This window comes from Prosthecobacter sp. (genome assembly GCF_044222345.1).
Taxonomy (GTDB): domain Bacteria; phylum Verrucomicrobiota; class Verrucomicrobiia; order Verrucomicrobiales; family Verrucomicrobiaceae; genus Prosthecobacter.
Window position 1 is genome coordinate 1 of sequence record NZ_JBGANL010000066.1, and the last position, 24221, is coordinate 24221.

Below are 24221 nucleotides of genomic sequence, written 5' to 3' on the forward strand. Positions count from 1 at the left end.
GGCGCCAGCGGCGTGGACATGGGACGTAACATCTTCCAGAGCGACGCTCCTGTCTCCATGATGCAGGCGGTGCATGGCGTCGTCCACGGTGGGCTGAATGCGAACAAGGCTTTCGAATTGTACAACGACCTGAAGAAGAAGGAGCTGCGCAAGAAGTAAGCTTCGAGGCAACCAAACACATTCACAGGAGGGGGATCATCTTGATCCCCCTTCTTCCATCCACCACACCCACCCGCTCCCCCTCCGACCATGGAACTCAAACCCAACCAAGTGCGCCTCATGATGCTGCAGGTGGCCGATGCCATCATCGCCGCCGAACCCATGCTCTCCCAGGCCGACCGCGATCTCGGCGATGGCGACCACGGCCTTGGCATGAAGCGCGGCATGGAAGCCGTCAAAGCCCAGCTTGAGCCCATGGACCCCGCCACCGTGGAGCAGGTCTTCGTCGCCACTGGCACGGCCATGATGACCAGCATGGGCGGCGCCTCCGGTGCCCTCTTCGGCACCGTCTATCGCGCCGGTGGGAAAGCGCTCGCAGGCCGTCCCTCCTTCAACGCCGAAGCGCTCTCCCTCCTCCTCACCGCCGCCCTCGAAGGCGTCATGAAACGCGGCGGTGCCAAGCCCGGCGACAAGACCATGATCGACGCCCTCGCCCCCGCCGCCGAAAAAGCCCGCGAGTCCACCGCCCTCTCCCTCACCGAAGCCCTCACTGCTGTCGCCGCCGCCGCAGAGTCCGGCAAAGAAGCCAGCAAAGCCATGATCGCCCAGTTCGGTCGCGCCAAAACCCTCGGCGAAGCCTGCCTCGGCTTTCCCGACGCCGGCGCCTGCTCCGTCGTGGTGATGCTCAACACGATGCGGGATTTTGTGCTGGCTTAGGGTGCTGAAGAATTCATCCTCCTCTAGTCATCTACTATTAGATTTTTCGTTGCTGATTTGCGCTTGGATCTGAGGCACCCACTTCTCTGGATACTTAAATAGGCGATGCTCGTCGTATGGCAGGCTTACGATCCGATCTATCCATCTTCCTTTCAGACCGATATCTCCGATCCTTTTTTTTACTCGTTCAGAGTCAAAGCACAACATCCACTCCAATCCGCCAACTTGAAGAATGAATGTGCGACCAAGTTCTCCTCCACCTTCATACATCTCGGAAATGTCTTGCCGTGGATCGTGTTCTGGGTTGGATTTAGGCGGTACGAAACGCCATGCGGCTACGACAACATCCCCTTTTTGGGTTCCATCCAATGCAATACTCCGAAGTGTCTTGCGAATGATGCTAGGAAATATTGTCTTCGCCAATGGCTCACTTTTGGCAAAGTGAATTCTCAATGCAGTGACTGCAATGAATTGAGCGATAAGGTCTACTCTCAGTCTCCAATAGCGTTCAAGGAACAGATGATGAGTTCCCTTTTTCCTCAACTCAGTATTGTTCCGTATCGTAAGAGCGTAAGCATATGATTCAGAAATAGCGGCGAGCTGCTCGCAATTCTCACACATGAGATAGTGCTTATTTCCATCCTGCTGAACAAGTTCGACTCCTCTACTGAGGAGTAAAGTCTTCACCAAACCACCCCAAACGTCCTTATGCCACTTCAATCCCCATTTTGGAATTATGTGGCTCAGTCGCAATTGCTTTCTTGATCCACATAGAATGCATCGACCAATAATTCCTCCGCGCATTCGAACATCATTCCCTTCAAATGGCCCTGGGTCGGAACCCCAGATCCATTTGGATACTCTTATTTTACGCCGAAGGGACATTTTTATCGTCAGTAGTGATGATTGGCATGGAAGCGGAAAACAGCTCGGCGGTCAACATGTCGCACAGTTCAAAAAAACCTGTCCGGTTCCCCCTTCCCGCGTGAGATAATGCCACACGCATGAACACCCACGAGACCCAGGCCGCGCAGGTTTTCCTCGCCCATCACGATTTTGTGAGGGGCGTCGCGCTGAAGTATGCGCCGTGGCCGGGGCTGATGGAGGACATAACGCAGCAGGTGTTTCTCGAATTCATGGCCAAGGAATCGAAATGGGATCTCAGCACCGATGCGCGCCCGCTGCTGGCCACCATGACGCGGCACATCGCCATGCGGCAGTGGCGCGAGCGCACCAAGCAGCAGCCCGAGGTCGTGCAAAAGCTGGCCGACCACATCCGCCTGCTGGCGGAAGAGCGCGAGGCACCGCCTCGCTACGAGGAAGAGATCAGCGTGCTGCGCTCCTGCCTGCAAAAGCTGCCGGAGAAAAGCCGCGAGCTGGTGGAGCTCTACTATTACAACGACATCGGCACCCCACAGATCGCGGATCAGATCAACATGAAAGCGGACACCGTCTGCCGCGCCCTTTCACGCGTGCGCGAAAAACTGCGCGAGTGCATTGAGCGCTCGAGCAACCAAGGAGGCCCAGCTCATGCCTGACACCGACACCCTCATCCAGCGCTACCTCGAAGGCACGCTCACCACTGCCGAGGCCGAGGACCTGCACACGCTGCTCAAGGCACAGCCAGAACTCGGCGAACGCCTGCTCCAGCACTTCGACATGGACGCCATGCTGCGCGCCACCAAGCCACTGGTGGCGGACAACATCATCCGCCCCAAACTTCTGCCCAGGCGCCGCTTCACCTTCGCCACCGTCACCAGCGTCGCGGCCATGGCCGCCTGCATCACCCTGCTGGGCACCTGGTTGATGAATGCTGCCATGGACCCGCGGCCCGAAGCCGAAGAAACCACCGCCTCCGTCGCCGTGCTCACACGCGGTGTGAATCTGGAATGGGAATCCGCCACCATCACTCCCGGCACGCCTCTCTCGCCCGGCTGGCTCAAGCTCAAATCCGGCATCGCCCAGATCGAGTTTTATCAGGGCGCGCGCGTCCTGATCGAAGGTCCCGCTGAATTGCAGCTCGTGTCTTCCGGTGAAGCCACCTGCACGCGCGGCAAACTCAGCGCCCAGGTGCCGCCACAGGCGAAGGGCTTCCGCATCAACACCCCGAAAGGCACCATCGTCGATCTCGGCACCGAGTTCGGCCTCGATGTGAGCGCCGCGAATGAGGAGGTGCATGTCTTCAAAGGCGAGGTGGAGCTGCATCAGCCCACCGCGACCATGAAATCCCTCAAAGAAGGCCAGGCCATGGCGATCGCAGGCGACACTGCCATGCTCACCGCGAATGCGTCCAGCTTTGCCTCCCTCAACGAGATCGACGCCCGCAGCGCGATGTCCCAGCGCTTCCAGTTTGAAAAGTGGCTGGCCTCCAGCTCCAAGCTGAACGCCGATTCCGGTCTGCGCCTGCGCTTTGACTTCCAGGACGACGAAGGCTCACGCTCCCTGCGCAATCACGCCGTGAACGGTGGCCAGATTGAAGACGGAAGCATCGTCGGTGCCTCCTGGACCACCGGCCGCTGGCCGGGCAAACGCGCCCTCGAATTCCGCAACGTCAGCGACCGCGTGCGGCTGAACATTCCCGGTGAAACCAAGACCCTGACCATGGCCGTCTGGGTGCGCGTCAACGGTCTCGACCGCACCTTCAACTCCCTCTTCATGTCCGAAGGCTGGGGTGACCGCAAAATCCACTGGCAGATCACTCGGGACGGCAAAGTGCGCCTCGGCATCGCCGGCAGCGCGGGTGCTCAACACGCCGATCATGACACACCTGTCTTCTTCACCCCGGAACGCTTTGGCCGCTGGACGCATCTGGCCGTCGTCTTTGATCCCGCCACCCAGGAGGTGCGGCATTATGCCAATGGCGAGCTGCTGACACGCTCCAAACTCAAGCACACGCAGGCGCTGAAGATCGGCATCGCCGAACTCGGCAACTGGAACGATGGCCGCAAGACCGGCGGCGTCGCCATCCGCCACCTCAGCGGCGCGATGGATGAATTCACCCTCTGGGACCGCGCACTGAGCGATGCGGAGATCGCGACGCTGGCGAATTAATGCAGGTGCCCTATATCGCCTTTTCCCGGCCTTATTCCACCGCCTCTCCCCAGTAGAGTCCTGCCTACCCATCAGATCAGCGGTTTGGGCACCATCGCGAGCACCATCAATACCTTAGAGATCTTCATGCCCATCCTGATGGCGATGGTTTCAGGCGATTTTCCCCGGGCGAAGAGACTCTGAATCTCCTTCTCCCTTGGGGTCAGGCTGTCTTTCTCTTTCGGGCTCGAGTTGGGTTTGTTTGTCATGCAGATGCTGACACCACCAGAGCTGCCCGCGTTCATTGACTGGCTTTGATGGTTCTGCATCCTACCCAACGCCTTCCCGACCCAGTCCCAGACCGGACTTTGTTTTAGTAAAGAAAAATTAGGTTCACCACGAACTGCTGGCGTGGGTTGTGCGAGGGGGTATCGTATTTCCCTGCCATTTTCGGCAGGGGCTTTTTTACCCTTTTTTACTTTCTCTCATGTGCGGAATCGTTGGATACATCGGCAATCGTCAGGCCAGCTCCATCCTCTTGGATGGGCTGCGTCGTCTGGAATATCGCGGCTATGACTCGGCCGGCATGGCCCTCAATGGCGGCGGCGAGAACCTCCGGATCGTGAAACGCGCCGGTCGCATCGACAACCTGCGCCAGGCCGTGACGGAGGCGAATCCGCTGGGCACGATGGGCATCTCCCACACCCGCTGGGCCACCCACGGCCCGGCCACGGACGTGAACGCCCATCCGCACCCGGACCAGTCCGGCAAGCTGGTGCTGGTGCACAATGGCGTGATCGAAAACTACCAGACACTGCGGGACCAGCTGGTCGCCAAAGGCCACACCTTTCAATCTCAAACAGATACGGAGGTGCTTTCCCACCTGGTGGGCACCTACTTTGACGAATCCACCGAGAAAGACGGCACGCTGCGTCTGGTGAACGCCCTCAAAGCCGCGTTGGCCCGGGTGAAGGGCACCTACGGCATCGCCGTCATGCATGGGGATCTCCCCGGCGTGATCGTTGGCGCGCGTCTGGGCAGCCCGCTGATCGTCGGTCTTGGCAAGCACGAGCATTTCCTGGCCAGCGACGTGTCCGCCGTGGTGTCCCACACCCGTGACGTGGTTTATCTGAACGACTACGACATCGTCACGATCACCAAAGACAGCTATGACGTACAGTCTCACCAAGGTGTGCCTGCCGAGGTGAAGGTAAGCCGTGTGGAGTTCAGCGCGGATGACGCCGAGAAGGGCGAATTCCCACACTTCATGCTCAAGGAGATCTACGAGCAGCCCAATTCCCTGCGCAATGCGATGCGCGGCCGCCTTTCCCGTGACGAGTGCACCGCCATCATGGGTGGTCTGAACATGAGCCCGAAGGAGCTGGTCCAGATCGACCGCATCATCCTCGCCGGCTGCGGCACGGCCTACCATGCCGCCATGGTGGGTGAGTATTTGATCGAATCCCTCGCCCGTGTGCCGACGGAAGTGGAGATCGCCAGTGAGTTCCGCTACCGCAACGTGCCCACGAACAAGAACACGCTGCAGTTTGTGATGAGCCAGAGCGGCGAGACGATCGACACGCTCGCGGCCATGCGCGAAGGCCAGCGCAAGGGCATCCGCTGCCTGGGCATCGTGAACACGGTGGGCAGCACCATCGCCCGCGAGAGCGACGGTGGTGTGTACATCCACGCCGGGCCGGAAATCGGTGTGGCCGCCACGAAGACCTTCACCTCTCAGGTCACCATCCTCACCCTCCTCAGCATGCTGCTGGGCCGCATCCACCATCTTTCCAGCGTGGACGGACTGGAAATGATCGACCAGCTCGAAGCGCTGCCGGACAAGATCGTGCAGATCCTCAAGCAGGCGGACAAGATCAAGGCCATCGCTGAAAAGCACTGCCACGCCGAGGGCATGCTCTTCATGGGCCGCCAGATGAACTACCCGGTGGCGCTGGAAGGTGCGCTGAAGATGAAGGAAATCAGCTACATTTACGCCAGCGGCCACCCGAGTGCGGAGCTGAAGCACGGCGTCATCGCCCTGGTGAAGCCTGACATGCCTTCCGTCTTCATCGCCCCGGGCGATGCCGTCTTCGACAAGAACGTCAGCAACATCGAGGAAGTGCGCGCCCGCAAAGGCCCCGTCATCGCCGTGACCACGGAAGGCCGCACGGAGCTGGAGCGCATCACCGATGACGTGATCTACGTGCCGGACTGCCCGTCCTACCTGACGCCGATTTTGAACGTCGTCCCGCTGCAGCTTTTGTCCTACTACACCGCCGTCGCACGCGGGTGTGATGTCGATAAACCAAGAAATCTCGCCAAAAGTGTTACAGTGGAGTAAAGTAATGTCGTTCGCTCCCCATCATGTCCGCTCCCCCGTCACGCTCCCGCCGTACGATTTGCCTCGTAGCGCTGGGGCTGTGCCTGGGTGGAATGCCTGCCGGGGCTGATGAACCCGCTCTGGACGCCGCCGCCCCCTCCATCATTCTAGGGGATCAGACGCCGGCGGATTTCCTGGACCTGATCGGCCAGCGCACGAAGGCGCGCTGGCGACTGCTGTTTCGCCCGCCGCCTCCGACTCCGCCCACAGATCGGGGGCGTGCCGCCCTGCTTCTTGGCGGCCTGATGGCGGACAGCTTCTTGATCTGGCAGGCGGGGGATTCCCAGCAGTTCCGCAACAACAACCAGGAAGTGCTCAGCTACTGCCGCATGCTGGGGCTGGGTGAAAAACTCCTGCCCCGCCTCATGGCTCAGGGCAAAATGGCTGAAAGCAACGAGTGGAAAGAGCTGCGCAGCGAGATCGTGGACAGCCACCAGGTGCTGATCCGCATGCTGCGGGAGCAAAAGGACGATGACTTGGCGGTCCTGATCGATCTGGGCCTCTGGCTGCGACTGCTGGAGATCGTCTCGAGCGTGGTCGTGGAAAATGACACCGTGGAAGTGCGCCCTTTGTGCATCGGCTCGCCCGTGATCCTCCAGGAGATCCGTGATGACTTCAACCGCCTCGGCATGCCCAAGCATGAAGAGCCCATGATCAAACACATTGGTGCCGCCATCGAAGAAATCAGCTCTCTGTGGCGCAGCGCCATCCCCACCGCCCCCACGGCGGAGCAGGTCATCAAGACCCATGAGAAGCTCAAGGAGATCATGCAGGTGATGCTGGAAAAGCAGCCGTGAGCTGCCGTTTGTTTTTTGCGCGCCAGTGAATGACTCAGGCCTGATTTCGGGCTAAAGGGCCCACACTCCTTTCATGCCACCTCGCATCCTCATCATTGGCCAGGGACTCGCCGGCACGGCGGCTGCCTGGCGTCTGTGGGAGCGCGGTGTGCCCTTTGTGATTGTGGATCGCGACGAGCCAGTGACCTGCTCCAAGGTGGCGGCCGGTTTGATCACGCCGATCACGGGCATGCGACTGACGGTCAGCTGGCGTTATACCCGGTTTTACCGTGAGGCCCTGGGCTTCTACCGCCGCTGCGGCCAGCGCCTTGGGCAGCGCTGCTTCTTCCCGCGCGGCTACGTACGCCTGCTCAAAAACGAGGCAGAAATCGCCAAATGGCACAAGCGCCGGCAGGATCCCGACATGCAGCCATTCCTGCACCCCCGGCTTCCGGAGCTGGATGCCGGGGTGATCCATAATCCCGCCAACGGCTTCCAACAGCGCCACGCCGCCTGGCTGGACACCACGGCGTATCTTCAGGCCAGCCGCAGGTTTTTCGCTGAACTCGGAGCCTGGGTGCAGGCGGACGTGCAGCCCAGCGAGGTGAGTGATGACGGCACCGGCGTGGAGTGGCAGGGCCAGCGCTTCTCCCACGTCATCTGGGCGCAGGGGTGGAGCGCGGAAAAACACCCCCTTTTCAACTGGGTGCCGTTTCAGTCCGCACGCGGCACCATCCTCACGGTGGAAGCCGAAATGCGGGGCGAGCGGCGCATTCTCAACCGAGGCAGCTGGCTCCTGCCCCGCCCAGACGGCACGCTGCGCGCCGGATCGACCTACGAATGGAAGTTTGACGATCCGCACACGCCTGCGCCCGAGCAGGTGCAGCAGTTGGAAACGAATTTGCGCAGCCTGCTCAAGGTGCCTGCAACGATCACCGCCATGCAGACGGCGGTGCGGCCCATCATCAAGAACCAGCAGGCGCTCATGGGTACGCACCCCGCTCATCCGCGTGTCGCTTTCCTGAATGGCCTCGGCTCCAAAGGCTCTCTGAGGAGCCCGTGGCTGGCCAGGCATCTCATTGAGCATTTGCTGGATGGTGGCGCGCTGGATCCGGAGCTGGATCTGCAGCGGAATCAGATTTGAGCGTGAAGCTCAGTATCTAGGCCTCTCACGTCCCACAAAAAGTCTGATAAGCGCCTGGTGGCAGACCGGATGTGCTGTACTCAGACAAGACCTCGTGATCCTCATACGGCTTCGCCAGCACCTCCAGCAATCGCTGCATCACACTCAAATCATTGCGCTCCACCGCAGCCGCGAGCGCCTCTTCCACCTTGTGATTGCGCGGAATCACCGCCGGATTGTGCGCACGCATGCACTGCAATACTTCATCCGCAGACTGCGGCTGACGCTGCAACCGGGCCTGCCACTGCGCATGCCAGGAGGTGAAGGCGGGATCTTCGTGCAGCGCAGCAGCGGGGTTCAAAGTGCGGAAGGTGTTGGTGAAATCGGCCTTCTGCTCCTTCATCCATGTCAGCAGGCTTTCGATCAACGCCCGGTCCCCGGCCTCTTCGGTGAACAGCCCCAGCTTGGCCCGCATGCCAGTGAGCCAGTGGCCTTCAAAGGTCGTCTTGAAACTTTCGATGGCCGCATTGGCAAGCTCCACGGCCTGCTTTTCATCCACATGAAGCAGGGGCAGCAGGGCCTCTGCCAGACGGGCGAGGTTCCACTGGGCGATCTGCGGCTGGTTGCCGTAGGCGTAGCGGCCATTGCGATCGATGGAGCTGAACACGGTGGCGGGGTCAAAGGCATCCATGAAGGCGCAGGGACCATAGTCGATGGTCTCGCCGCTGAGCGCGACGTTGTCGGTGTTCATGACGCCGTGAATGAATCCAACGCACTGCCATTGGGCGATGAGGCGGGCCTGGCGTTCCATCACTGCTTCGAGCAGCGCGAGGTAAGGTGCTGCCGCCGTGACGAGTTCGGGATAATGGCGCTGCAGGGTGTGATCAGCGAGAGCTTGGAGGGCGCCTTGATCTCTGTGCGCCGCAGCCCATTCGAAGGTGCCCACGCGGATGTGGCTGGCGGCGATGCGGGTGAGCACGGCACCCGGCAGTGACTCCTGGCGGAAGACTTTCTCGCCGGTGGTTACAACCGCGAGGCTGCGGGTGGTGGGGATGCCGAGCGAGTGCATGGCCTCGCTGATGATGTATTCGCGCAGCATGGGCCCCAGAGCCGCACGGCCGTCCCCACGCCGTGAGAAGGGGGTAGGGCCCGAGCCTTTGAGCTGAACGTCAAAGCGCTCTCCTTTGGGAGTGATTTGCTCTCCGAGCAGGATGGCGCGGCCATCTCCCAGGCCGGTGAAATGGCCGTACTGGTGACCTGCGTAGGCTTGGGCCAGCGGCTCAGCGCCCTCGGGAAGTTCGTTGCCTGCAAAGATCGCTGCGCGGTCCGCCAATGCTGGGGCATTCAAGCCCAGAGACTGCGCCAGCGCGTGATTGAATACCACCATGCGCGGCTCCTTGACCGGCGTGGGCTCCAGATGCTCGTGGAGCATTGCAGGCAGGCGGGCGTAGGAATGGTCGAAGTTCCAGCCAGATGAATTGGGGGTGGTGGGGGCAGACGCAGACATGGAGAGAATACGCCTTCATCCGCCAACTCGGGTGGCAAGTCCACTGCGCAGACCATCTGTGGGATCGTGCCATCCGGCGCTTTATTCCGCCGATGAAGTCTCTATCCTCCGCGCATGATTCCTCCCAAACCCCACCTCGCCAGTCCGAATGGCGGCCTGCCGTCCTCCGTGCTGTGGGCGCAGCTGATGCTGAAGGACCGCCTGCGCCCCGGCGACATCGCAGTGGATGCGACGATGGGCAACGGCCATGACACCCTCTTCCTGACCCAATGCGTGAGCCCCGGCGGCCATGTGTATGCCTTTGATGTGCAAGCGACAGCTCTGGTGGAAACGGCGAAGCGAGTGCCGGCGGAGATGACGACTTTGATTCATTCCGGGCATGAAACGATGCGCGAGAAGGTGCCGGCGGAGCAGCATGGGAAGATCAGCGCGATCATGTTCAATCTCGGCTACCTGCCGGGGACGGACAAAACGCTCATCACCCGCACGGAAACCACGATGATCGCCGTGCAGGCGGCGCTGGAACTCTTGAAGCCGGGCGGACTGCTCACCATCGCCGTGTACCCCGGCCATGAAGGCGGCGCCGAGGAGGGCCGGAGCATCGCGGTCTGGGCGGCTGGGCTGGAATCGCGACGGTATGAGGTGCAGCATATGCGGCCGATCAATCGTGCGGCGTCCCCGCCGGAGCTGTGGGTGGTGTGGAAGCGCGGATAAAAATACAGATACGTTTGTGTGCGATGGCGCTCCCTCCCTCTGAGGTACTTGCAGAAGCCCCCATCTCCGCCTAGCTGGAGGCCGCGCAAATGGCCAACCTCGACTACTCCAGCATTCTCTCCGTGGCCGTGCCGGTCTATCTCACGATGGCCGCCGGGGCGCTGGCTCGCAAGACAGGGCTGCTGAAACCGGAGGCGGATGTGAGCCTGATGAAGCTCTCCGTCATGATGCTCACGCCGGCGCTGATCATCGAGCGCGTGGTGGGAAACCCCGCCGTGATGCGTCTGCCGCCGGTGCTGGTGGCAGCCGGACTGGGTTATGCGCTTGTCGCGCTCGGCATCGCATTCACGTATTTTGTGGCCCCCCTGATCGGCCTGAAAAAAGGCGAGGGCCGACGCACCTTCAGCGTGGCCTGCGGCCTGCAAAATTATGGCTTTGTGGCCATCCCCATCGTCACCGCGTTGTTTCCAGACAAGGGCACGCTGGGCGTGCTCTTCACCTTCACGCTCGGCGTGGAGCTGGCGTGCTGGACTGCGGGAGTCGGGCTGCTGACGGGCCTGAACAAAGCCCCGTGGCGGCTGGCGCTGAATGCACCGGTCCTCACCATTCTGACCTCGCTGGTGCTCAATTTCACCGGCCTGCATGCCCATGTGCCGCAGATTGCGCACAACACCTTTGCCATGCTGGGCGCCTGCGCGGTGCCGCTGGCGGTGCTGCTCATCGGCGCCTCCATCGCGGATCTCTGGGGACAGGGCGCCATGCAGTGGAAGGTGGCGATCGTCAGTCCCATTTTGCGCCTGGGCGTCATCCCCGTGGCCTTTCTGCTGGCGGCCTACCATCTGCCGATCAGCTTGGAATTGAAGCGCGTCATTGTCGTGCAGGCGGCCATGCCTTCCGCCGTGTTTAACATCATGATCGCACGCCTCTACGGGGGGCAGGCATCCACCGCCGTGCAGGTTGTGATGGCGACGACCATTGTGAGCTGCGTCACCACGCCTCTTGTCATTGCCTGGGGGCTGAAACTGGTCGGCTCATGAATCTTCCCTGGTATTTGCTCTTCCCGCTTGTTGCCGCCGTCGGCTACGCGATCGCGTCCTTGCTGCTGAAAAAAGCGCTCACGGAAGGAGCACGCCCGATGGCCTGCTTTCACATCAACAACTGGACCAGCACGCTCGCGTTTCTGCCGCTCGCTTTACTCGAAACGCAGCCCGTGCGTTGGCAAGACTGGTACCTGCCGGTCGGGCTGGGCACGCTGTTTTTCGTCGGAGGCTGGTTCACCTTCATCGCCATGCAGCGCGGGGATGTGTCGCTCGTCACACCGGTGCTGGGGTCCAAGGTCGTGTTTGTCGCGCTCGGAGCCAGCCTGTTCATCACAGACAGCATGAAGCCGCTCATGTGGGTGGCCGCCATTATCACCACGGGCGGCATCTTCCTCATGAGTGCCACCGATTTCAAAACGCCGAAAGGCGCGCGGCTCGCCGGTCCGGTGGTCATGGCTCTGATCAGCGCCTCACTCTACGCCTTCGCCGATGTGTTCCTGCAAAAATGGGCGCCCTCATTCGGCCCGAAGACCTTTCTGGCTCTCCTGTCCGGCACCACCGGCGTGCTCTCACTCCTTTCGATGACGCTGCTGCCCAATCGTCCGCCGATTCCATGGAATCGCGCCACACAGTGGTCCATCGGTGGCAGCGCCTTGATTGCCGCGCAATCGATGACCTTGGGTCTTTCACTCGCGTACTTCAATGACGCCGTCGGCGTGAACGTCGTCTATGCCACGCGCGGCATGTGGAGCCTCGCCGTCGTCGCCCTGTTCGGGCCGCTGCTGGGCAACCGCGAACGCCACGAATCCGGCAAGGCCTACGGCATCCGCATCATCGCCGCGCTGCTGCTCATGGTCGGAGTGATCTGCGCGGTGATCTCCCGCATGCAGGCCAGATAGCCCTGCCCCGCTCTACCGGAGTCTTGTCGTCGGATGCGGCGGAAGAGCACGGCTCGATACCCACGGCCAGGAGTGCGTAGAGCTTCATGGGCGCTCTCCGAACGATGCAACGCGGGGAATGTATCTGCCATTACTCCTTGCCCGAGCTCAGACGCAGGTGCGCTGCCTCCGTCACGGCGGCAGCCAGCTCGTCCAGCTGCTCGTGATCGGTGATTTTCTGGCTGTGCTCGTCCTGCACGTAGATGGCATCAATGGCGACGCCTTTTTCCGTGCTGATGCGTGCATGCGTGACGTTGTGCCCAAGGCGGCCGATGGCCATGAAAATGTCATAGAGCAGCCCCAGGCGGTCCACGAGCTGCAGTTCCAGCACCGTCTGGTCCGGCGAGAGATGATTGTTCACGTAGATGCGCTGCGGGATCTCCGCGCCGATCTCATCAAGCATCGTGATCGACTTGCCCAGCTTCTGGATGATCGCATCTCCAAAATCAAAGGTCTGTCCGCTGAAGGCTTTGCGCACGGATTCCTCGACACGCGCACGGGCGCTCTTGGTGGTGACGGCGGCGAAGTTCGTGTTGCAGACCCGGAAGGTGTCCAGCACGAGATGGTCGGCGCGCTGGTAGAGATCCGCGCTGAGAATGTTGATGCTTTCCGCCGCCAGAGCGCCGGAGATGCGTGCGAGGAGCAGGTGGCGGTCCCAGCAGACGACGGTGAGTTCGCTGTAGCCCTGGTCCACGTGATCCACCCAGGCCATGACCGGCAGCAGACCGGCGGCGGCTTCCTCGCGGATGAGCTGCTCAAAAAACTGCCGGAACTGACGCAGATGCGTGGCAATGAGATCCGCCTCACGGAAATTGAAATACGAGGGCGGCATGTGGCGGAAGTGCGCGTCCACCTCCGCCTCATAGCCGGTGCCGAGACGGCGCAGCACCTCCTTTTTCAGATCCGCCAGGGGCACCTGCACATTGCGCATGAAATCCGCCGGCGCGTTCATGAAACGCAGCGCGCTGTGGTAAAGCTGGCGGATGGACGCCTCCTTGTACCCCGACCAGCTCTTGTCGCTGGTGCCCTTCGAGTCCGCATAGGTCATGAGCATCAGCGTGTCCAGATTCTCCTTCGTGCGCACGATGCTGACGAACTCCTCGATGACCTGCGGGTCATCCAGGCTCTTGGTTGTGGCGGTGCGGTACATCAGCAGGTGATTGTCCACCAGGAAGAGCAGCAGCCTGCGGCGCTCGCCCTTGATCTGCAGGCGGCGGGAGACGGCGGCGGCCAGCGTGGTGCTTTCATCGCTGTGCGTCTTCTTGTTGGCCGCACGGCCTGCGTCATGCAGCAGGAGTGAGAGGTACAGCACATATGGCTGCTGCAGATCGTGAAACAGCTGCTGAAAGAGGTCCCCGCCTTTCAGAGTGGGATCGCTCAGCTCATCGAGTTTGTCGATGGTGCGCAGCGTGTGCTCATCCGCCGTGTAGAGATGGAAGAACTCATGCTGCACCAGATTCGTGAGCACCCCAAACTCCGGCATGTAACGTCCGAGGAAGCCCACGCGGTGCATCTGCCGCAGCGTGCGCGCCGCATCTCCTTTGTGGGAGAGAATCGTCTCAAACGTCTCACGGTTGGTCTTGCTGTAGCGGAAGCTGGTGTCCACCAGGCGGAAGTTGTCCTGAATGAGCTGGAACAAATCCGGGCTGAGGCGCAGGTGCCTCTTCTGTGTATGGAGAAAGAGGCGCATCATGCGCTCCGGATCGTCCTTGAAGATCGTCGGGCTTTCCGCATAGAGGCGCTCATGCTTGCGGTTGAAGCCGTCAAAGCTCTCCTGCTCCTTCTCAGCCTTCCGCCGCGCGATGAAGCCGATGAGCTTGCTCTGCTTGCGGGTTTCCAGCGCCTCCAGGTGAAAGCGGTCCATCACCTCGTTGCTGCGCTGCAAAATGTCGCGCGTGGCCGTGTAGTAGCCGTGCATCAGCGCCTCGATGCGGCGCAGGATGCGTTTGTGGCGGTAGCCGAGGTGCGTGGCCACCGGCCCCTGCAGGCGCAAAGTTAAGAGGTCTTCGGCACGCTTTTCGGTGTAGTGCATTTCATTGCGCACACGCAGGATGAATTCATACCCCTGCTCCACCTCTTTCCAGCCCGCCTTTGAAATCAGGCCGAGGGCCACGAGATCCTTGGGGTTCAGCGTGCGGTGCCGCGCATACGTCATCCAGATCAGGTTCTGGTAGTCCCGCAGCCCGCCGCAGCCGTTTTTCACATGCGGCTCCTGCACAAAGGGGGTGTTCTCATACTTGGTGTGGCGGTTGTTCAGATCGATCTGCCGCAGCTTCAAAAAGTCCCCCTCCTGCCCGTCCATGCATTCTTTGTCAAAGCGGGAGCGGAACTCCTCAAAGGCCGTCTTCTGGCCGGTGACGAGGCGGGCCTCCATCAGCGCGGTCTTGGTCTCCATGCTCTCGTTGGCCAGCTTGATGCACTCGCCCACGCAGCGTGAACCATGGCCGACCTTGAGCTTCAGATCGTAGAAGTAGAGCAGGTAGTCGCGGATCAGCTGCACCACTTCGTTGGACACCTTGCCGCTGTTGCCGGGAAACATGAAGGTGAAGTCCACATCGCTGCCCGGACTCATCACGCGCCGCCCATAGCCGCCGTGGGCAATCACACTGACATTGAGCTTGGCACGCACCGCGGGATTCAGGGCGGACAGGGCCTCTTCCCAGAGGATGCGTACGAGGACATCTATCACATCCGACCGCATGCGGCAGATTTCCGCACCGCTAAAACTGCCAGAACGGTGCCGCTGCTTGATGCGCTGCTCCTTGATCTTGAGGAAACGCTTCGCCTGGCGCAGCGTTTCGGTGCGTCCGCGAGGCAGCTTGTCATCCGGTGGGAAAAATTTCTGCGCGCTCTTGTTCAGGTGCCGCAGGTAGTCGCGTTCGGTCATGCAGCAGAGGTCAGTAGGTGATCAGTGCGTGAACCGGGCCGGAATCACTCACTTTTTCGCGCCCGCCGAGGAACGCCAGTTCAATGAAAAACGTGCTGCCCAGCACCTTGCCGCCCGCCTGCCCGATGAGGTGCAGCGCCGCCGCCGCCGTGCCGCCCGTGGCCAGCAGATCGTCCGCCAGCAGCACCGTTTCCCCCGGGGAGATGGCATCCAGGTGCATCTCGACCGAGTTCGTGCCGTATTCGAGCGAGTAATCAATCCCCCGCGTCTGCCAGGGCAGCTTGCCCTTCTTGCGCACCGGAATGAAACCCGCGCCCAGACGTTCCGCAATCAGCGCCCCAAAGATGAAACCCCGCGCATCGATCCCGACGACTTTGTCCACCCCGGTGATTCCCGTGGCCTCGATCATGCCATCAATCGTCTGCGCCAGCAGCGTCGGATTGGCCAGCACCGGAGTGATGTCTTTGAAAAGAATGCCGGGATTGGGGAAATCAGGCACGTCGCGGATCGTGCGGCGGATGCTGTCGAGAATGTCGGGAGCCATGCCCTGCGATCATGGAGGAGATGCGGGGATGCGCAAGCGTCATGCGCCAGCATGAGTCGTCCTCGATCCAAGCGCGCCCGCCCTCAACCAGCGAGACCAAACTTCAACAGCACCTCTTCAGGCTACTTCACCCGGCTGGCTGCGATGTCCGCCAAGCCGCTGTCGATCTTCTGCCGGACGTGGATTTATCCATCAAATCGTCGCCTGGGGCGGATTCAGGCAGGGCGCGGCTCAGCTTGGAAGTTTGGACCTCAATGCCAGAATCGCGGCTTTTGTCGGCAGCCATGACAAAATAAGAGCAGATCTCCGCCAGACTGACAAGCCGCACACAGCGTGTTCACCCTTGCAGAAACGTCACAAGACCGCGAATGTCCGCCCCCCCGATCCAATGCCTCCCTCCCAGAAACTGCTTCTTGCCGCCACGCTCATTTTTGTGAGCGCGCTCGTGCAGGCATTGCTGGCGCTCAAGGCAGGCGCCTGGAAGCAGGCGCGTGCGCAGTTCTTCCTCATGGCGCTGGGTTTTGTGCTTCAGACCGGCTTTATCTACCTGCGCGGAGAAGAGGTGCATCAGTGCCCCATCCGCAGCCTGCCGGACATTCTGGGCTTCATCGCCTGGAGCATTGTGCTGCTGTATTTCCTTGTCGGCCCGGCGTTCCGTCTGTCACTGCTAGGGGTTTTCACTGCGCCGCTGGTCGCGCTGATGCAGGGGATTGCGTTCATGAACGGCTTCGCGCCCTACCCGCCCAAGGGGCCCATCAATGCTCTGGTGGAGCTGCACATCGCGCTGGCGCTCATCTCCTACGCGGCCTTCGCCCTGGCCTGCATCACCGGCGTGATGTACCTCGTTCAGGAGCGCATGCTCAAGCGGCACCAAATCGGCGGCCTGTTTTACCAGTTGCCGCCCATTCAGGGGCTCGCGCACGCGATCCAGCGCACCGTGCGCCTCGGCCTGCTGCTGCTGAGCATCGCACTGGGCATTTCCTTTGCCCTGCATCTGCCCATGACGAAGACCAGCCACGTCGCCTTCGCCTGGATCGTCTGGGGCCTATATGCCGTGATCTCCCTCCTCATGTGGAAGCATTTTACCTCCCCGCGCAAGACCGCGTGGCTGGCCGTCATCGGCTTCATTTTGCCGTTCATTTCTCTGTGGATCGTTACGCATGCCTGAGCCGACGAACATTCGCAGCGGCCTCGTCTGTGTGGGCCTGAACTACAAAACCACCCCCGTCGAGGTGCGTGAGCGCCTCGCGTTTCCCGAGGCGCAAGTGCCCGCCGCCGTGCAGCAGGTGCGCGGCCTGCCGGGCTTTGAAGAAAGCGTCGTCCTCAGCACCTGCAACCGCGTGGAGCTCTACGCCACGCACGCCCTGCCCAGCGGCAAGGACGGCCACGCAGCCCTGCGCCAGTACCTCATCGAGCACTTTGAACTTCAGCCCGAGCACGCGGAAGCCCTGGTGCTCTACAATCTCGATTCCGCCGAAGCCGCGCGGCATCTTTTCCGCGTGGTCAGCGGGCTCGACTCCATGGTGCTTGGCGAGACGGAAATCTTCGGCCAGGTCAAGGCGGCCTACAAACTAGCCCTCGACACCGGCACCACCAGCCGTGCGCTGAACAAACTCTTCCAGCAGGCCTTCACCGTCGGCAAAAAGGTGCGCAACGAGACCACCATCCAGCGCGGCTCCACCAGCGTGGGCAGCGTGGCCGTGGATCTGGCGGAAAAGGTCCACGATCTCAAGGAATGCCGCGTCATGCTCGTCGGCGCCGGCGAAATGAGCCGCACCTGCGCACAGAGCCTGCTCTCACGCGGCGCCAAGAGCATCATCGTCTCCAACCGCAGCTACGACAAAGCCGTGGAGCTTGCCACCGAGATGAAGGGCCGCGCCATGAAGTTCGACGAATGGGAGCACGCCCTGCACGAGGTGGACGTGATCATCTCCAGCACCAGCGCCCCGCATTTCGTCATCAAGCCCGAGCAGATCGAGCAGGTCATGCGCAAGCGCCGCTGGGAGCCCCTGCTCATCATCGACATCGCCGTGCCGCGTGACGTGGACCCGGCCGTGAACAACATCGAAGGCGTCTATCTCTACGACATCGACGCCCTGCAGGCCATCGCCGACGAGGGCCGCCGCGAACGCGAACGCCAGCTCGCCTCCTGTGAGCGCATCATCGAAGAACAGCTCGAAAAATACGGCTTTCTCACCCCTCCCGGTCATTCCCAGCAAAGCTTCCTCGTTTCATGAGCATCGCAAAAATCATCCTCGGCACCCGCGGCAGCGAACTGGCCCTCACTCAGACGAAAATGGTCACGGCAGACCTGCAGACCGCGCATCCGCATCTGCAGATCGAGCGCCAGATCATCCAGACCAGCGGCGACAAACGCCAGGACCTCCGCTTCTCCGAGTTCAGCGACGTGGCGCAGGTGGACAAAGGCATCTTCATCAAGGAGCTCGAAATCGCCCTCGCGGACAGCCAGATCGACGCTGCCGTGCACAGCCTCAAGGACGTGCCCAGCGATCTCGCCGCCGGTTTCACCATCGCCGCCGTCCTGCCACGTGCCGCCATTGAGGATGTTCTCGTCAGCGCGCACCCCTACACCCTCGAAACCCTGCCTCAGGGTGCCCGTGTCGGCACCAGCAGCGTGCGGCGTGCCGCGCAGTTGAAGTTCCTGCGGCCGGATGTCCAGATCGTCGAAATTCGTGGCAACGTGCCCACCCGCGTGAAAAAAGTACTCGGTGAAAACGCGCTGGATGCCGTGCTGCTGGCTGCCGCCGGCCTGCTGCGTCTGGGCCTGCTGAATGCGAACCTCAGCCGCATCCACATCGACACCCACACCCTCTACGGCCTGGTGCTCGATCCCGTGAAATTCCTCCCCGCCGCCGGGCAGGGCGCCATCGCCATCGAATGCCGCGCTGGAAATGAAGCGACCATTCACGCCATCCGCGCACTCAACCACGCCGAAACCGAATCCCGCATCACCGCCGAGCGCGAATTCCTCAAAATTCTCGGTGCCGGCTGCCAGACCCCCGTGGGCGCGCATACCTGGATCAAAGACGGCCAGCTCCACATGGCCGTACGTGTCTTCAACGAAGCCGACCTTTCCCTCCCCCCTGTCGAACGTGAGGCCAGCCGTCCCGTGCACGAAGCCGCACAGCTCGCAGCGGATCTGGCGGGGATGCTCTGAGGCGCACCCGATGATGCGGGCGTCCTGCCCGCAATCGAATGGAACGAAATGCCGATGTGCCGCCAGACGCGGCCGCATCACTGCCTGACGTGACGTGGAGAATCCGACGACATTTTTGTAAAGCACCGCAATGGCTGAATAGATCCTGAGAACCTGCGTCCGACTCTGCGACTATGAAAACAAAACTGCTTCTCCTCTTCAGCGCCATTCTTGCCCTGGGTTCCTTGAGTTCCTGTGTCGATCCTTATTATGGAGGCGGATATGGCTACGGTTACGGCCGCTCCTACGCCCGCCCGTACGGCGGCTACGGCTCCTCTCGTTACAGCCCCGGCTATCGCTCGCATTCCTACGGCCACGGCGGCCATCATGGGGGGTACCATGGCGGATACAGCGGACACCACGGGGGTCATCACCATTAACAGCGAAAGAGACCAGGGTCACCGTGTTGCCCCAAGACTCGCCCCCCGTCTTCCCGCCAGCCATCGTCTCGGTCATCTGACGGCGCAGCGCTGGGATGCGCTGAATGACCGGAAACACAGCACCTGCGGATCAAACTCCCGCGTGCTGGCTGCGCACCCGCTCACTCCAGCAATTCCAAAGGTGCCGCGTCTGGGAAGCTCCTACCCCAGAATGCTCACTCCGACGAGGACGAGCCAGATCACAGTAACTGACCACAACTGCCGCGCATACTCCCTCCTCATCCATGCTGCCAGCAGCAGCATGCCCGCCACTCCCAGCGTACCCAGCCAGATATAATGATGGGTGTTCACATCCAGGCGCGCATGGAAGAATTCGAGTCCTTCAAGCGCGGCAAGAATCATCAGTCCGGCCACAGACGAGCAGATAAATTTCGGGGGACTTTTGACCGTCACATCCTGAGCTGTCTTCTGGCTCATGGTTGTTTTGGCATGCGGTTCCTCACCGAAACAGCTTCGGTGCAAACTCCGTGAGATAATTGCGCCACACGGGCCACGAATGATCACCTGCCGTCTCGTGCCATTCGTGGTTCACACCACTGGTTTTGAGATTGGCGATGAGCTGGTGGTTGCGGTCGAGGAGGAAGTCTTTTTCTCCGCAGGCGATCCACAGCAGCTTGAGCTTGGCGTTGGTGCCGGTGGCGTCATCCAGCGCAGGCTTGATCTCATTTTCATCCACCGCGCCGCTGAAGGAGCCGATCCAGGCGAAGCAGTCGAGGTTCGTCATGCCGATGCTAAGGGCCTGCCAGCCGCCCATGCTGAGTCCGGCGATGGCGCGCTGAGTGTGATCCGCTGACACGCGGTAATGGCTCTCCACGAGCGGAATGGCATCTTGGAAAAGCTCGTTTTTAAACGCCGTCAGCGATTGGGTACGGCGGTCCGCCATCTCACGCGGGATCTGGCCGAGTGGGTGGCCGTCGATCATGAGGATGATCATGGGCCTGGCTTTGCCGGCGGCGATGAGGTTGTCGAGAATCCAGTGCGCCTTGCCATGCACCACCCAGGTCTCATGGCGGTCGCCGGAGCCGTGCTGGAGGACGAAGAGCGGGTATTCCTTCTGTGTGCCTGCTTCATAGCCGGGCGGCGTGTACACCCAGGCGCTGCGTTGTTTGCTGAGCGCCTTGGAGAGGTAGGTGTGCTGGTGCACGGTGCCGTGCGGCACGTCCTGAAAGTCCCAGGGATTGGGCGGTGTGCCGGGAATGTGCAGGATGCTGGAGGTGGGATTGCGCTGCGGCTTCTGCGCCGGATTAACGGGGTCGATCATCGTCAGGCCATCGACCACGAAGCTGTACTCCCACACGCCAGCGGGCACGCCGGGCACGGAGAGATTCCACAGTCCCTCCGCGTCCTTCGTCATTGGGACGGCCTGCCTGTCCCACTGGCCGCGCACGGCCACGCTTTGAGATTTGGGCGAACGCAGGCGGAAGGTCACACTCTGATCGTCCTGAATGTCCGGTGAAATGACCGGCCCATTTTTCTGGGCCAAGGCAGCGCAGGTGCAGGCAAAAACGAACGCAAGGCTGAGGAGGTGCTTCATAGAGCAGAGATGCTGGCATGAAGGCTGGCGAATGGGAAGCAGGAATCCAGCGGCCCCGATTCTGTCATAGGGCCGCAATTTCTTGAATACAGCCGCAATAGCAGCGTCGAACCCCAGTGAACCCTCAGTGATTATGAAAACAAAACTCATGCTTCTTGTCACAGCGGTCATCACCCTCGGATCGCTCAGTTCCTGCGTCGTGCCCTATGGCTATGCCAGCACCGGCTACTACCGACCTTGGTACGGCTACGGCGTTTATAACAACTACCATGCCCGCCCCGGCTACGCCTACAGCGGTTACCGTGCGCCTTATTACGGCCGGCCAGGCTTTACAGGCTACCGGTCCGGCTGGGGTGGTTACCACGGCGGCTACACTCATGTTGGCGGCTTCCATGGCGGCCACATGGGTGGCTTCCATCACCGTTAAGACGCCTGTTCAGACGGCTGAATCGAGCTGGCTCTGAAACTTCGACTCGCACCCCGCATCTCATCCGTCGTCAAAAGCGGATGGGGGGGGCGATGCTTTGAAGGGATGCGCACGGGCTGTATCAAATGATTGAACAAATGAAAACAAAACTCCTCGTTCTCTTCACGGCCATCCTCACGCTGAACTCAGTAAGTTCATGCGTCGCGCCCTATGGCTACGGCAGGCCGCATCACCATCCTTCCCATCACAATGGCTACGGCCATCACCACCGCAGCAGCGTGGGGGGTTACCGTGGCGGCGGCAATGGGGGTGGTTTTGGTGGCAACTTTGGCGGCTTCTAAAAACCAACCTCAGGGCGACGTCTGAAACTGCCGAGCCGCGCCGCCTCATTCCACTTCCTGCTTCGCCAAAGTGTGGGCGAAGGGGCTGGTGGAGGCGAGATTGTACTGGCGGATGGCCGTGGCCCAGAACGGCGCGAGCTCGTGATCGGCGGCGCTCCAAATGCGGTAGTGCAGATTGGTCACCGTGTCCGTGTCGTGCATCAGCGCCTTCAGTTCCTGCGCGTTCAGCGTCTGCGGCCCCTGGGTGATGAGGCGGTGGCTGATCTCCTTGAGATAGGCGGATGACACCTCGATGGTGCGGCGGCGGCGCAGCAGGCTGACGTGAAGACCATTCACATAAGGGTCCAGACACACCTGCATGAGGCCGTAATGGCGCTCCAGTTCGGGGGAGAGCTGGATGCGGTCTTTGATCTCCACCAGATTTTGCTGCATGGTCTTCAGCACGGTGGGCGGCTCATGCTCCTCCGGCGTGAGGAAGAGGCCCAGACGTCGTCCGCTGCGCCCACTGGAAACCATGGCTGCCACGAGGATGGAAATAACCAGGGAAAACAAGATGGGGCTGATCCAGATGAGGAAGGCTTTCGAGACAAACCAGCCGATCACCCCCCAGGCAAGCCCCAGCAGCGTGACGCTGAGGAAGGTGAAGATGATCTCGCTCCAGTTGATGCCGCCGTCGATCTTGCGGCGCTGGGTGACCCAGCTCACGCTTTTGCCCACGATGGTGTAAACGACGAAGCGCGAATGAAAGATCATGAGCACCGGCGCCATGAGCGTGAAGACCACGGTGTCCAGCAGGCTGCTGAAGAAGGTGAGGAAGCGCAGTTTCAGCGGCTTGAACATTCGCCCCGTGATCACTTCATCCAGCAGGATCACCGTCTTCGGCAGGAAGATAAGCATGGCGGTGACGGCCAGAAGAATGTGCTCGGCCAGGATGGCCTGCGGCTGAACGTGCGGAGTCGGCGTGGCGGCCAGCAGCGTGGCCAGCACGAGGAAGAGAAACCAAAGCAGGGAGCTGACGTAGCTAAGGATGCCGTGCAGGAAATTGATGCGGCTCATTGGGTGCCAGCCTTTGGCAAAGAGCAGCCAGAGGTGCTGCATGTTGCCCTGGCACCAGCGGCGGTCGCGCTTGAGCATGTCCACCAGCGTGGGCGGCCCTTCTTCATAGCTGCCACGCGTGGTGGGCAGCAGGCGCACGGCGTAGCCGGCTTTGCGCATGAGCGCGGCCTCCACAAAGTCATGGCTGAGAATGTGCCCGCCAAAGGGCGCATTGGCAGGCAGTGGCGGCAGCGCGCAGTGCTCGATGAACGGCGCCAGACGCAGGATGGCGTTGTGGCCCCAGAAGTTCGCCTCGCCGCACTGCCAGTAGTCCAGCCCGGCCATGAAGGGCGGACCATAGAGCGCCTGCGCAAACTGCATGACGCGCCCCAGCAGCGTGTCTGCGGCGATCTGCTTCGGAAACGTCTGCACAATGCCGATGCCGGGATTCTTCTCCATGATGCGCACCAGGCTGGTGAGCAGCGCGCCGGACATGAGGCTGTCCGCATCCAGCACGATCATGTAGCGGTAGCGTTTGCCCCAGCGGCGGCAGAAGTCGGAAACGTTGCCGCTCTTGCGGTTGATCTGCTTGCGGCGGCGGCGGTAGAAGATGCGGCCAAAGGCCTTGAGCTGGCGGCAGAGCTCCAGCCACGCGGTTTCTTCTTCGATCCACTGGCTGGCCTTGTCGGAATCGCTCAGGATGAAAAAGTCAAAGTTCGCCGCCTGCCCCGTGGCCTCCAGCGAGAGGTAGATGGACCGCAGACCTTCATACACGCGCGTCACGTCCTCATTGAACACCGGCAGGATGATCGCCGTGCTGGCGGTGATGGGCTGCTCGTAGTCTTCCTTGTTCAGTGAGAGCCACAAATTGAGCGCGTCCGGCTGCGGACGGTTCATCAGCCACACGCCGAAGAGCGCGGTCCAGAAGCCCACATTGAGCTGGTAGTACAGCGGGATGAACACCAGCAGCAGCCCCCACTCGGAAAGCCGCATGCCGTTTTCCGAAAGAAAAATGTAGGACAGCCAGGCCCCCACGATGGTGCCCAGGCCGACGAGGGAGAAAAACGTGGCGCGACGCGTGCGAGAGATGTGCTTGGGCGGCATCCCCGCAGTCATCGCGATGTTTGCAGTCTGGCTGCCAATGGGTGCGCTCATCCGAAGAGGGAGTAAAGGTAGCCAAGCACGCTGCCGATGATGATGATCAGCACGGAATAGCGCAAAATGGGGTGACGGCCGAGGCGGTCAAAAGTGTCGTCCGCCACGTCGGTGAACATGCCCAGGTCGATGTCACGAGGAGTCATCTTGCTCACCTGCATGCCGGGGCCGGACGTACGAATGGCGGAGCGCATGGCCTCGGCCATGTCATCGGGCATGTTCTGTTCATCGAGGAAGAACTGCGGCCAGCGTGAAGG

Annotated in this window: 24 protein-coding genes and 1 pseudogene; 16 read left to right on the forward strand and 9 right to left on the reverse strand. The window is 61.3% G+C overall.

The genetic code is table 11. The features are described from left to right. Positions 1 to 159: pseudogene (locus ACILSL_RS23470) on the forward strand (3-hydroxy-5-phosphonooxypentane-2,4-dione thiolase LsrF); the annotation flags it as partial. A 90-nt stretch (positions 160 to 249) separates the two neighbouring features. Further along, complete coding sequence (dhaL, locus tag ACILSL_RS23475) at positions 250 to 876, forward strand: dihydroxyacetone kinase subunit DhaL (protein WP_395734503.1); 627 nt, start codon at positions 250 to 252, stop codon at positions 874 to 876. Positions 877 to 903: 27 nt separating this feature from the next. Here the strand turns inward: dhaL and ACILSL_RS23480 are convergent, their stop codons facing one another. Next, positions 904 to 1563: a hypothetical protein gene (locus ACILSL_RS23480; RefSeq protein WP_395734504.1), complete on the reverse strand. Its 660-nt coding sequence runs from the start codon at positions 1561 to 1563 to the stop codon at positions 904 to 906. Positions 1564 to 1880: 317 nt separating this feature from the next. Between ACILSL_RS23480 and ACILSL_RS23485 the strand changes: the two genes are divergently transcribed. Further along, positions 1881 to 2414 (forward strand): RNA polymerase sigma factor, encoded by a 534-nt coding sequence (locus ACILSL_RS23485; protein WP_395734505.1) that lies wholly within the window; start codon positions 1881 to 1883, stop codon positions 2412 to 2414. Next, positions 2407 to 3927 carry a LamG-like jellyroll fold domain-containing protein gene (locus tag ACILSL_RS23490; RefSeq protein WP_395734506.1) on the forward strand — a complete coding sequence of 507 codons (1521 nt, stop codon included), beginning with the start codon at positions 2407 to 2409 and terminating at the stop codon, positions 3925 to 3927. Before ACILSL_RS23485 ends, ACILSL_RS23490 begins: the two co-directional genes overlap by 8 nt. Before the next feature lie 71 nt (positions 3928 to 3998). On the opposite strand, the gene ACILSL_RS23495 is transcribed toward ACILSL_RS23490, so the two are convergent. Then, complete coding sequence (locus ACILSL_RS23495; protein WP_395734507.1) at positions 3999 to 4235, reverse strand: helix-turn-helix transcriptional regulator; 237 nt, start codon at positions 4233 to 4235, stop codon at positions 3999 to 4001. A gap of 158 nt (positions 4236 to 4393) precedes the next feature. Here ACILSL_RS23495 and glmS point away from each other — a divergent pair, with 158 nt between their 5' ends. The 3 genes from glmS to ACILSL_RS23510 all read left to right on the forward strand — a co-directional run bounded on the left by glmS (position 4394) and on the right by ACILSL_RS23510 (position 8206). Continuing rightward, the gene (gene glmS / locus ACILSL_RS23500; protein ID WP_395734508.1) at positions 4394 to 6247 is read left to right on the forward strand and encodes a glutamine--fructose-6-phosphate transaminase (isomerizing); all 1854 of its coding nucleotides are present in this window, start codon (positions 4394 to 4396) and stop codon (positions 6245 to 6247) included. Positions 6248 to 6270: 23 nt separating this feature from the next. After that, positions 6271 to 7083, forward strand: a complete 813-nt coding sequence (locus ACILSL_RS23505; RefSeq protein ID WP_395734509.1) for a hypothetical protein — start codon at positions 6271 to 6273, stop codon at positions 7081 to 7083. A gap of 73 nt (positions 7084 to 7156) precedes the next feature. Continuing rightward, complete coding sequence (locus tag ACILSL_RS23510) at positions 7157 to 8206, forward strand: NAD(P)/FAD-dependent oxidoreductase (protein ID WP_395734510.1); 1050 nt, start codon at positions 7157 to 7159, stop codon at positions 8204 to 8206. A 25-nt stretch (positions 8207 to 8231) separates the two neighbouring features. On the opposite strand, the gene ACILSL_RS23515 is transcribed toward ACILSL_RS23510, so the two are convergent. Then, entirely contained in the window at positions 8232 to 9692 is a 1461-nt protein-coding gene (locus ACILSL_RS23515) for a YdiU family protein (RefSeq protein WP_395734511.1), read from the reverse strand. Between the two features lie 114 nt (positions 9693 to 9806). On the opposite strand from ACILSL_RS23515, the gene ACILSL_RS23520 reads away from it, so the two are divergent. The 3 genes from ACILSL_RS23520 to ACILSL_RS23530 all read left to right on the forward strand — a co-directional run bounded on the left by ACILSL_RS23520 (position 9807) and on the right by ACILSL_RS23530 (position 12345). After that, complete coding sequence (locus ACILSL_RS23520; RefSeq protein WP_395734512.1) at positions 9807 to 10406, forward strand: class I SAM-dependent methyltransferase; 600 nt, start codon at positions 9807 to 9809, stop codon at positions 10404 to 10406. Positions 10407 to 10495: 89 nt separating this feature from the next. Further along, complete coding sequence (locus tag ACILSL_RS23525) at positions 10496 to 11443, forward strand: AEC family transporter (RefSeq protein ID WP_395734513.1); 948 nt, start codon at positions 10496 to 10498, stop codon at positions 11441 to 11443. Next, the gene (locus ACILSL_RS23530; protein ID WP_395734514.1) at positions 11440 to 12345 is read left to right on the forward strand and encodes an EamA family transporter; all 906 of its coding nucleotides are present in this window, start codon (positions 11440 to 11442) and stop codon (positions 12343 to 12345) included. Before ACILSL_RS23525 ends, ACILSL_RS23530 begins: the two co-directional genes overlap by 4 nt. Positions 12346 to 12475: 130 nt before the next feature. On the opposite strand, the gene glnD is transcribed toward ACILSL_RS23530, so the two are convergent. After that, positions 12476 to 15271 carry a [protein-PII] uridylyltransferase gene (gene glnD, locus ACILSL_RS23535; RefSeq protein ID WP_395734515.1) on the reverse strand — a complete coding sequence of 932 codons (2796 nt, stop codon included), beginning with the start codon at positions 15269 to 15271 and terminating at the stop codon, positions 12476 to 12478. Positions 15272 to 15281: 10 nt separating this feature from the next. Further along, the gene (locus ACILSL_RS23540; RefSeq protein WP_395734516.1) at positions 15282 to 15815 is read right to left on the reverse strand and encodes an adenine phosphoribosyltransferase; all 534 of its coding nucleotides are present in this window, start codon (positions 15813 to 15815) and stop codon (positions 15282 to 15284) included. A gap of 388 nt (positions 15816 to 16203) precedes the next feature. Between ACILSL_RS23540 and ccsA the strand changes: the two genes are divergently transcribed. The 4 genes from ccsA (at position 16204) to ACILSL_RS23560 (ending at position 19412) form a co-directional block, all read left to right on the forward strand. After that, the gene (gene ccsA / locus ACILSL_RS23545; protein WP_395734517.1) at positions 16204 to 16983 is read left to right on the forward strand and encodes a cytochrome c biogenesis protein CcsA; all 780 of its coding nucleotides are present in this window, start codon (positions 16204 to 16206) and stop codon (positions 16981 to 16983) included. Then, positions 16976 to 18052: a glutamyl-tRNA reductase gene (gene hemA, locus ACILSL_RS23550; protein ID WP_395734518.1), complete on the forward strand. Its 1077-nt coding sequence runs from the start codon at positions 16976 to 16978 to the stop codon at positions 18050 to 18052. The genes ccsA and hemA overlap by 8 nt, the downstream gene beginning before the upstream one ends. Continuing rightward, positions 18049 to 18993, forward strand: coding sequence for a hydroxymethylbilane synthase (gene hemC / locus ACILSL_RS23555; RefSeq protein ID WP_395734519.1), 945 nt, complete (start codon positions 18049 to 18051; stop codon positions 18991 to 18993). The genes hemA and hemC overlap by 4 nt, the downstream gene beginning before the upstream one ends. Positions 18994 to 19166: 173 nt before the next feature. Continuing rightward, positions 19167 to 19412 carry a hypothetical protein gene (locus tag ACILSL_RS23560; protein ID WP_395734520.1) on the forward strand — a complete coding sequence of 82 codons (246 nt, stop codon included), beginning with the start codon at positions 19167 to 19169 and terminating at the stop codon, positions 19410 to 19412. 201 nt (positions 19413 to 19613) lie between these two features. On the opposite strand, the gene ACILSL_RS23565 is transcribed toward ACILSL_RS23560, so the two are convergent. Together ACILSL_RS23565 and ACILSL_RS23570 are read right to left on the reverse strand one after the other, a co-directional pair. Continuing rightward, complete coding sequence (locus ACILSL_RS23565; RefSeq protein WP_395734521.1) at positions 19614 to 19889, reverse strand: hypothetical protein; 276 nt, start codon at positions 19887 to 19889, stop codon at positions 19614 to 19616. Between the two features lie 22 nt (positions 19890 to 19911). Then, the gene (locus ACILSL_RS23570; RefSeq protein WP_395734522.1) at positions 19912 to 21006 is read right to left on the reverse strand and encodes an alpha/beta hydrolase-fold protein; all 1095 of its coding nucleotides are present in this window, start codon (positions 21004 to 21006) and stop codon (positions 19912 to 19914) included. Positions 21007 to 21139: 133 nt separating this feature from the next. Here ACILSL_RS23570 and ACILSL_RS23575 point away from each other — a divergent pair, with 133 nt between their 5' ends. Both ACILSL_RS23575 and ACILSL_RS23580 read left to right on the forward strand, forming a co-directional pair. After that, positions 21140 to 21433, forward strand: a complete 294-nt coding sequence (locus ACILSL_RS23575; protein WP_395734523.1) for a hypothetical protein — start codon at positions 21140 to 21142, stop codon at positions 21431 to 21433. A gap of 137 nt (positions 21434 to 21570) precedes the next feature. Then, positions 21571 to 21774: a hypothetical protein gene (locus ACILSL_RS23580; RefSeq protein WP_395734524.1), complete on the forward strand. Its 204-nt coding sequence runs from the start codon at positions 21571 to 21573 to the stop codon at positions 21772 to 21774. Between the two features lie 45 nt (positions 21775 to 21819). Here the strand turns inward: ACILSL_RS23580 and mdoH are convergent, their stop codons facing one another. Further along, positions 21820 to 23964 carry a glucans biosynthesis glucosyltransferase MdoH gene (gene mdoH, locus ACILSL_RS23585; RefSeq protein ID WP_395734525.1) on the reverse strand — a complete coding sequence of 715 codons (2145 nt, stop codon included), beginning with the start codon at positions 23962 to 23964 and terminating at the stop codon, positions 21820 to 21822. Beyond that, positions 23961 to 24221 (reverse strand): hypothetical protein (locus ACILSL_RS23590; protein ID WP_395734526.1); only part of this gene is annotated, 261 nt, incomplete at its 5' end. The genes ACILSL_RS23590 and mdoH, both read right to left, overlap by 4 nt.

Excerpts from the sequence above, each read along its gene's own strand:
- mdoH (WP_395734525.1), bottom strand. The coding sequence starts at position 23,964 with ATGAGCGCACCCATTGGCAGCCAGACTGCAAACATCGCGATGACTGCG.
- ACILSL_RS23525 (WP_395734513.1), top strand. The coding sequence starts at position 10,496 with ATGGCCAACCTCGACTACTCCAGCATTCTCTCCGTGGCCGTGCCGGTC.
- ACILSL_RS23565 (WP_395734521.1), bottom strand. The coding sequence starts at position 19,889 with ATGAGCCAGAAGACAGCTCAGGATGTGACGGTCAAAAGTCCCCCGAAA.
- ACILSL_RS23575 (WP_395734523.1), top strand. The coding sequence starts at position 21,140 with ATGAAAACAAAACTCATGCTTCTTGTCACAGCGGTCATCACCCTCGGA.
- ACILSL_RS23570 (WP_395734522.1), bottom strand. The coding sequence starts at position 21,006 with ATGAAGCACCTCCTCAGCCTTGCGTTCGTTTTTGCCTGCACCTGCGCT.
- ACILSL_RS23505 (WP_395734509.1), top strand. The coding sequence starts at position 6,271 with ATGTCCGCTCCCCCGTCACGCTCCCGCCGTACGATTTGCCTCGTAGCG.
- glmS (WP_395734508.1), top strand. The coding sequence starts at position 4,394 with ATGTGCGGAATCGTTGGATACATCGGCAATCGTCAGGCCAGCTCCATC.
- ACILSL_RS23515 (WP_395734511.1), bottom strand. The coding sequence starts at position 9,692 with ATGTCTGCGTCTGCCCCCACCACCCCCAATTCATCTGGCTGGAACTTC.
- hemC (WP_395734519.1), top strand. The coding sequence starts at position 18,049 with ATGAGCATCGCAAAAATCATCCTCGGCACCCGCGGCAGCGAACTGGCC.
- ACILSL_RS23510 (WP_395734510.1), top strand. The coding sequence starts at position 7,157 with ATGCCACCTCGCATCCTCATCATTGGCCAGGGACTCGCCGGCACGGCG.
- ACILSL_RS23495 (WP_395734507.1), bottom strand. The coding sequence starts at position 4,235 with ATGCAGAACCATCAAAGCCAGTCAATGAACGCGGGCAGCTCTGGTGGT.
- dhaL (WP_395734503.1), top strand. The coding sequence starts at position 250 with ATGGAACTCAAACCCAACCAAGTGCGCCTCATGATGCTGCAGGTGGCC.
- hemA (WP_395734518.1), top strand. The coding sequence starts at position 16,976 with ATGCCTGAGCCGACGAACATTCGCAGCGGCCTCGTCTGTGTGGGCCTG.
- ACILSL_RS23490 (WP_395734506.1), top strand. The coding sequence starts at position 2,407 with ATGCCTGACACCGACACCCTCATCCAGCGCTACCTCGAAGGCACGCTC.
- ACILSL_RS23520 (WP_395734512.1), top strand. The coding sequence starts at position 9,807 with ATGATTCCTCCCAAACCCCACCTCGCCAGTCCGAATGGCGGCCTGCCG.
- ACILSL_RS23540 (WP_395734516.1), bottom strand. The coding sequence starts at position 15,815 with ATGGCTCCCGACATTCTCGACAGCATCCGCCGCACGATCCGCGACGTG.
- ACILSL_RS23530 (WP_395734514.1), top strand. The coding sequence starts at position 11,440 with ATGAATCTTCCCTGGTATTTGCTCTTCCCGCTTGTTGCCGCCGTCGGC.
- ACILSL_RS23580 (WP_395734524.1), top strand. The coding sequence starts at position 21,571 with ATGAAAACAAAACTCCTCGTTCTCTTCACGGCCATCCTCACGCTGAAC.
- ccsA (WP_395734517.1), top strand. The coding sequence starts at position 16,204 with ATGCCTCCCTCCCAGAAACTGCTTCTTGCCGCCACGCTCATTTTTGTG.
- ACILSL_RS23485 (WP_395734505.1), top strand. The coding sequence starts at position 1,881 with ATGAACACCCACGAGACCCAGGCCGCGCAGGTTTTCCTCGCCCATCAC.
- glnD (WP_395734515.1), bottom strand. The coding sequence starts at position 15,271 with ATGACCGAACGCGACTACCTGCGGCACCTGAACAAGAGCGCGCAGAAA.
- ACILSL_RS23560 (WP_395734520.1), top strand. The coding sequence starts at position 19,167 with ATGAAAACAAAACTGCTTCTCCTCTTCAGCGCCATTCTTGCCCTGGGT.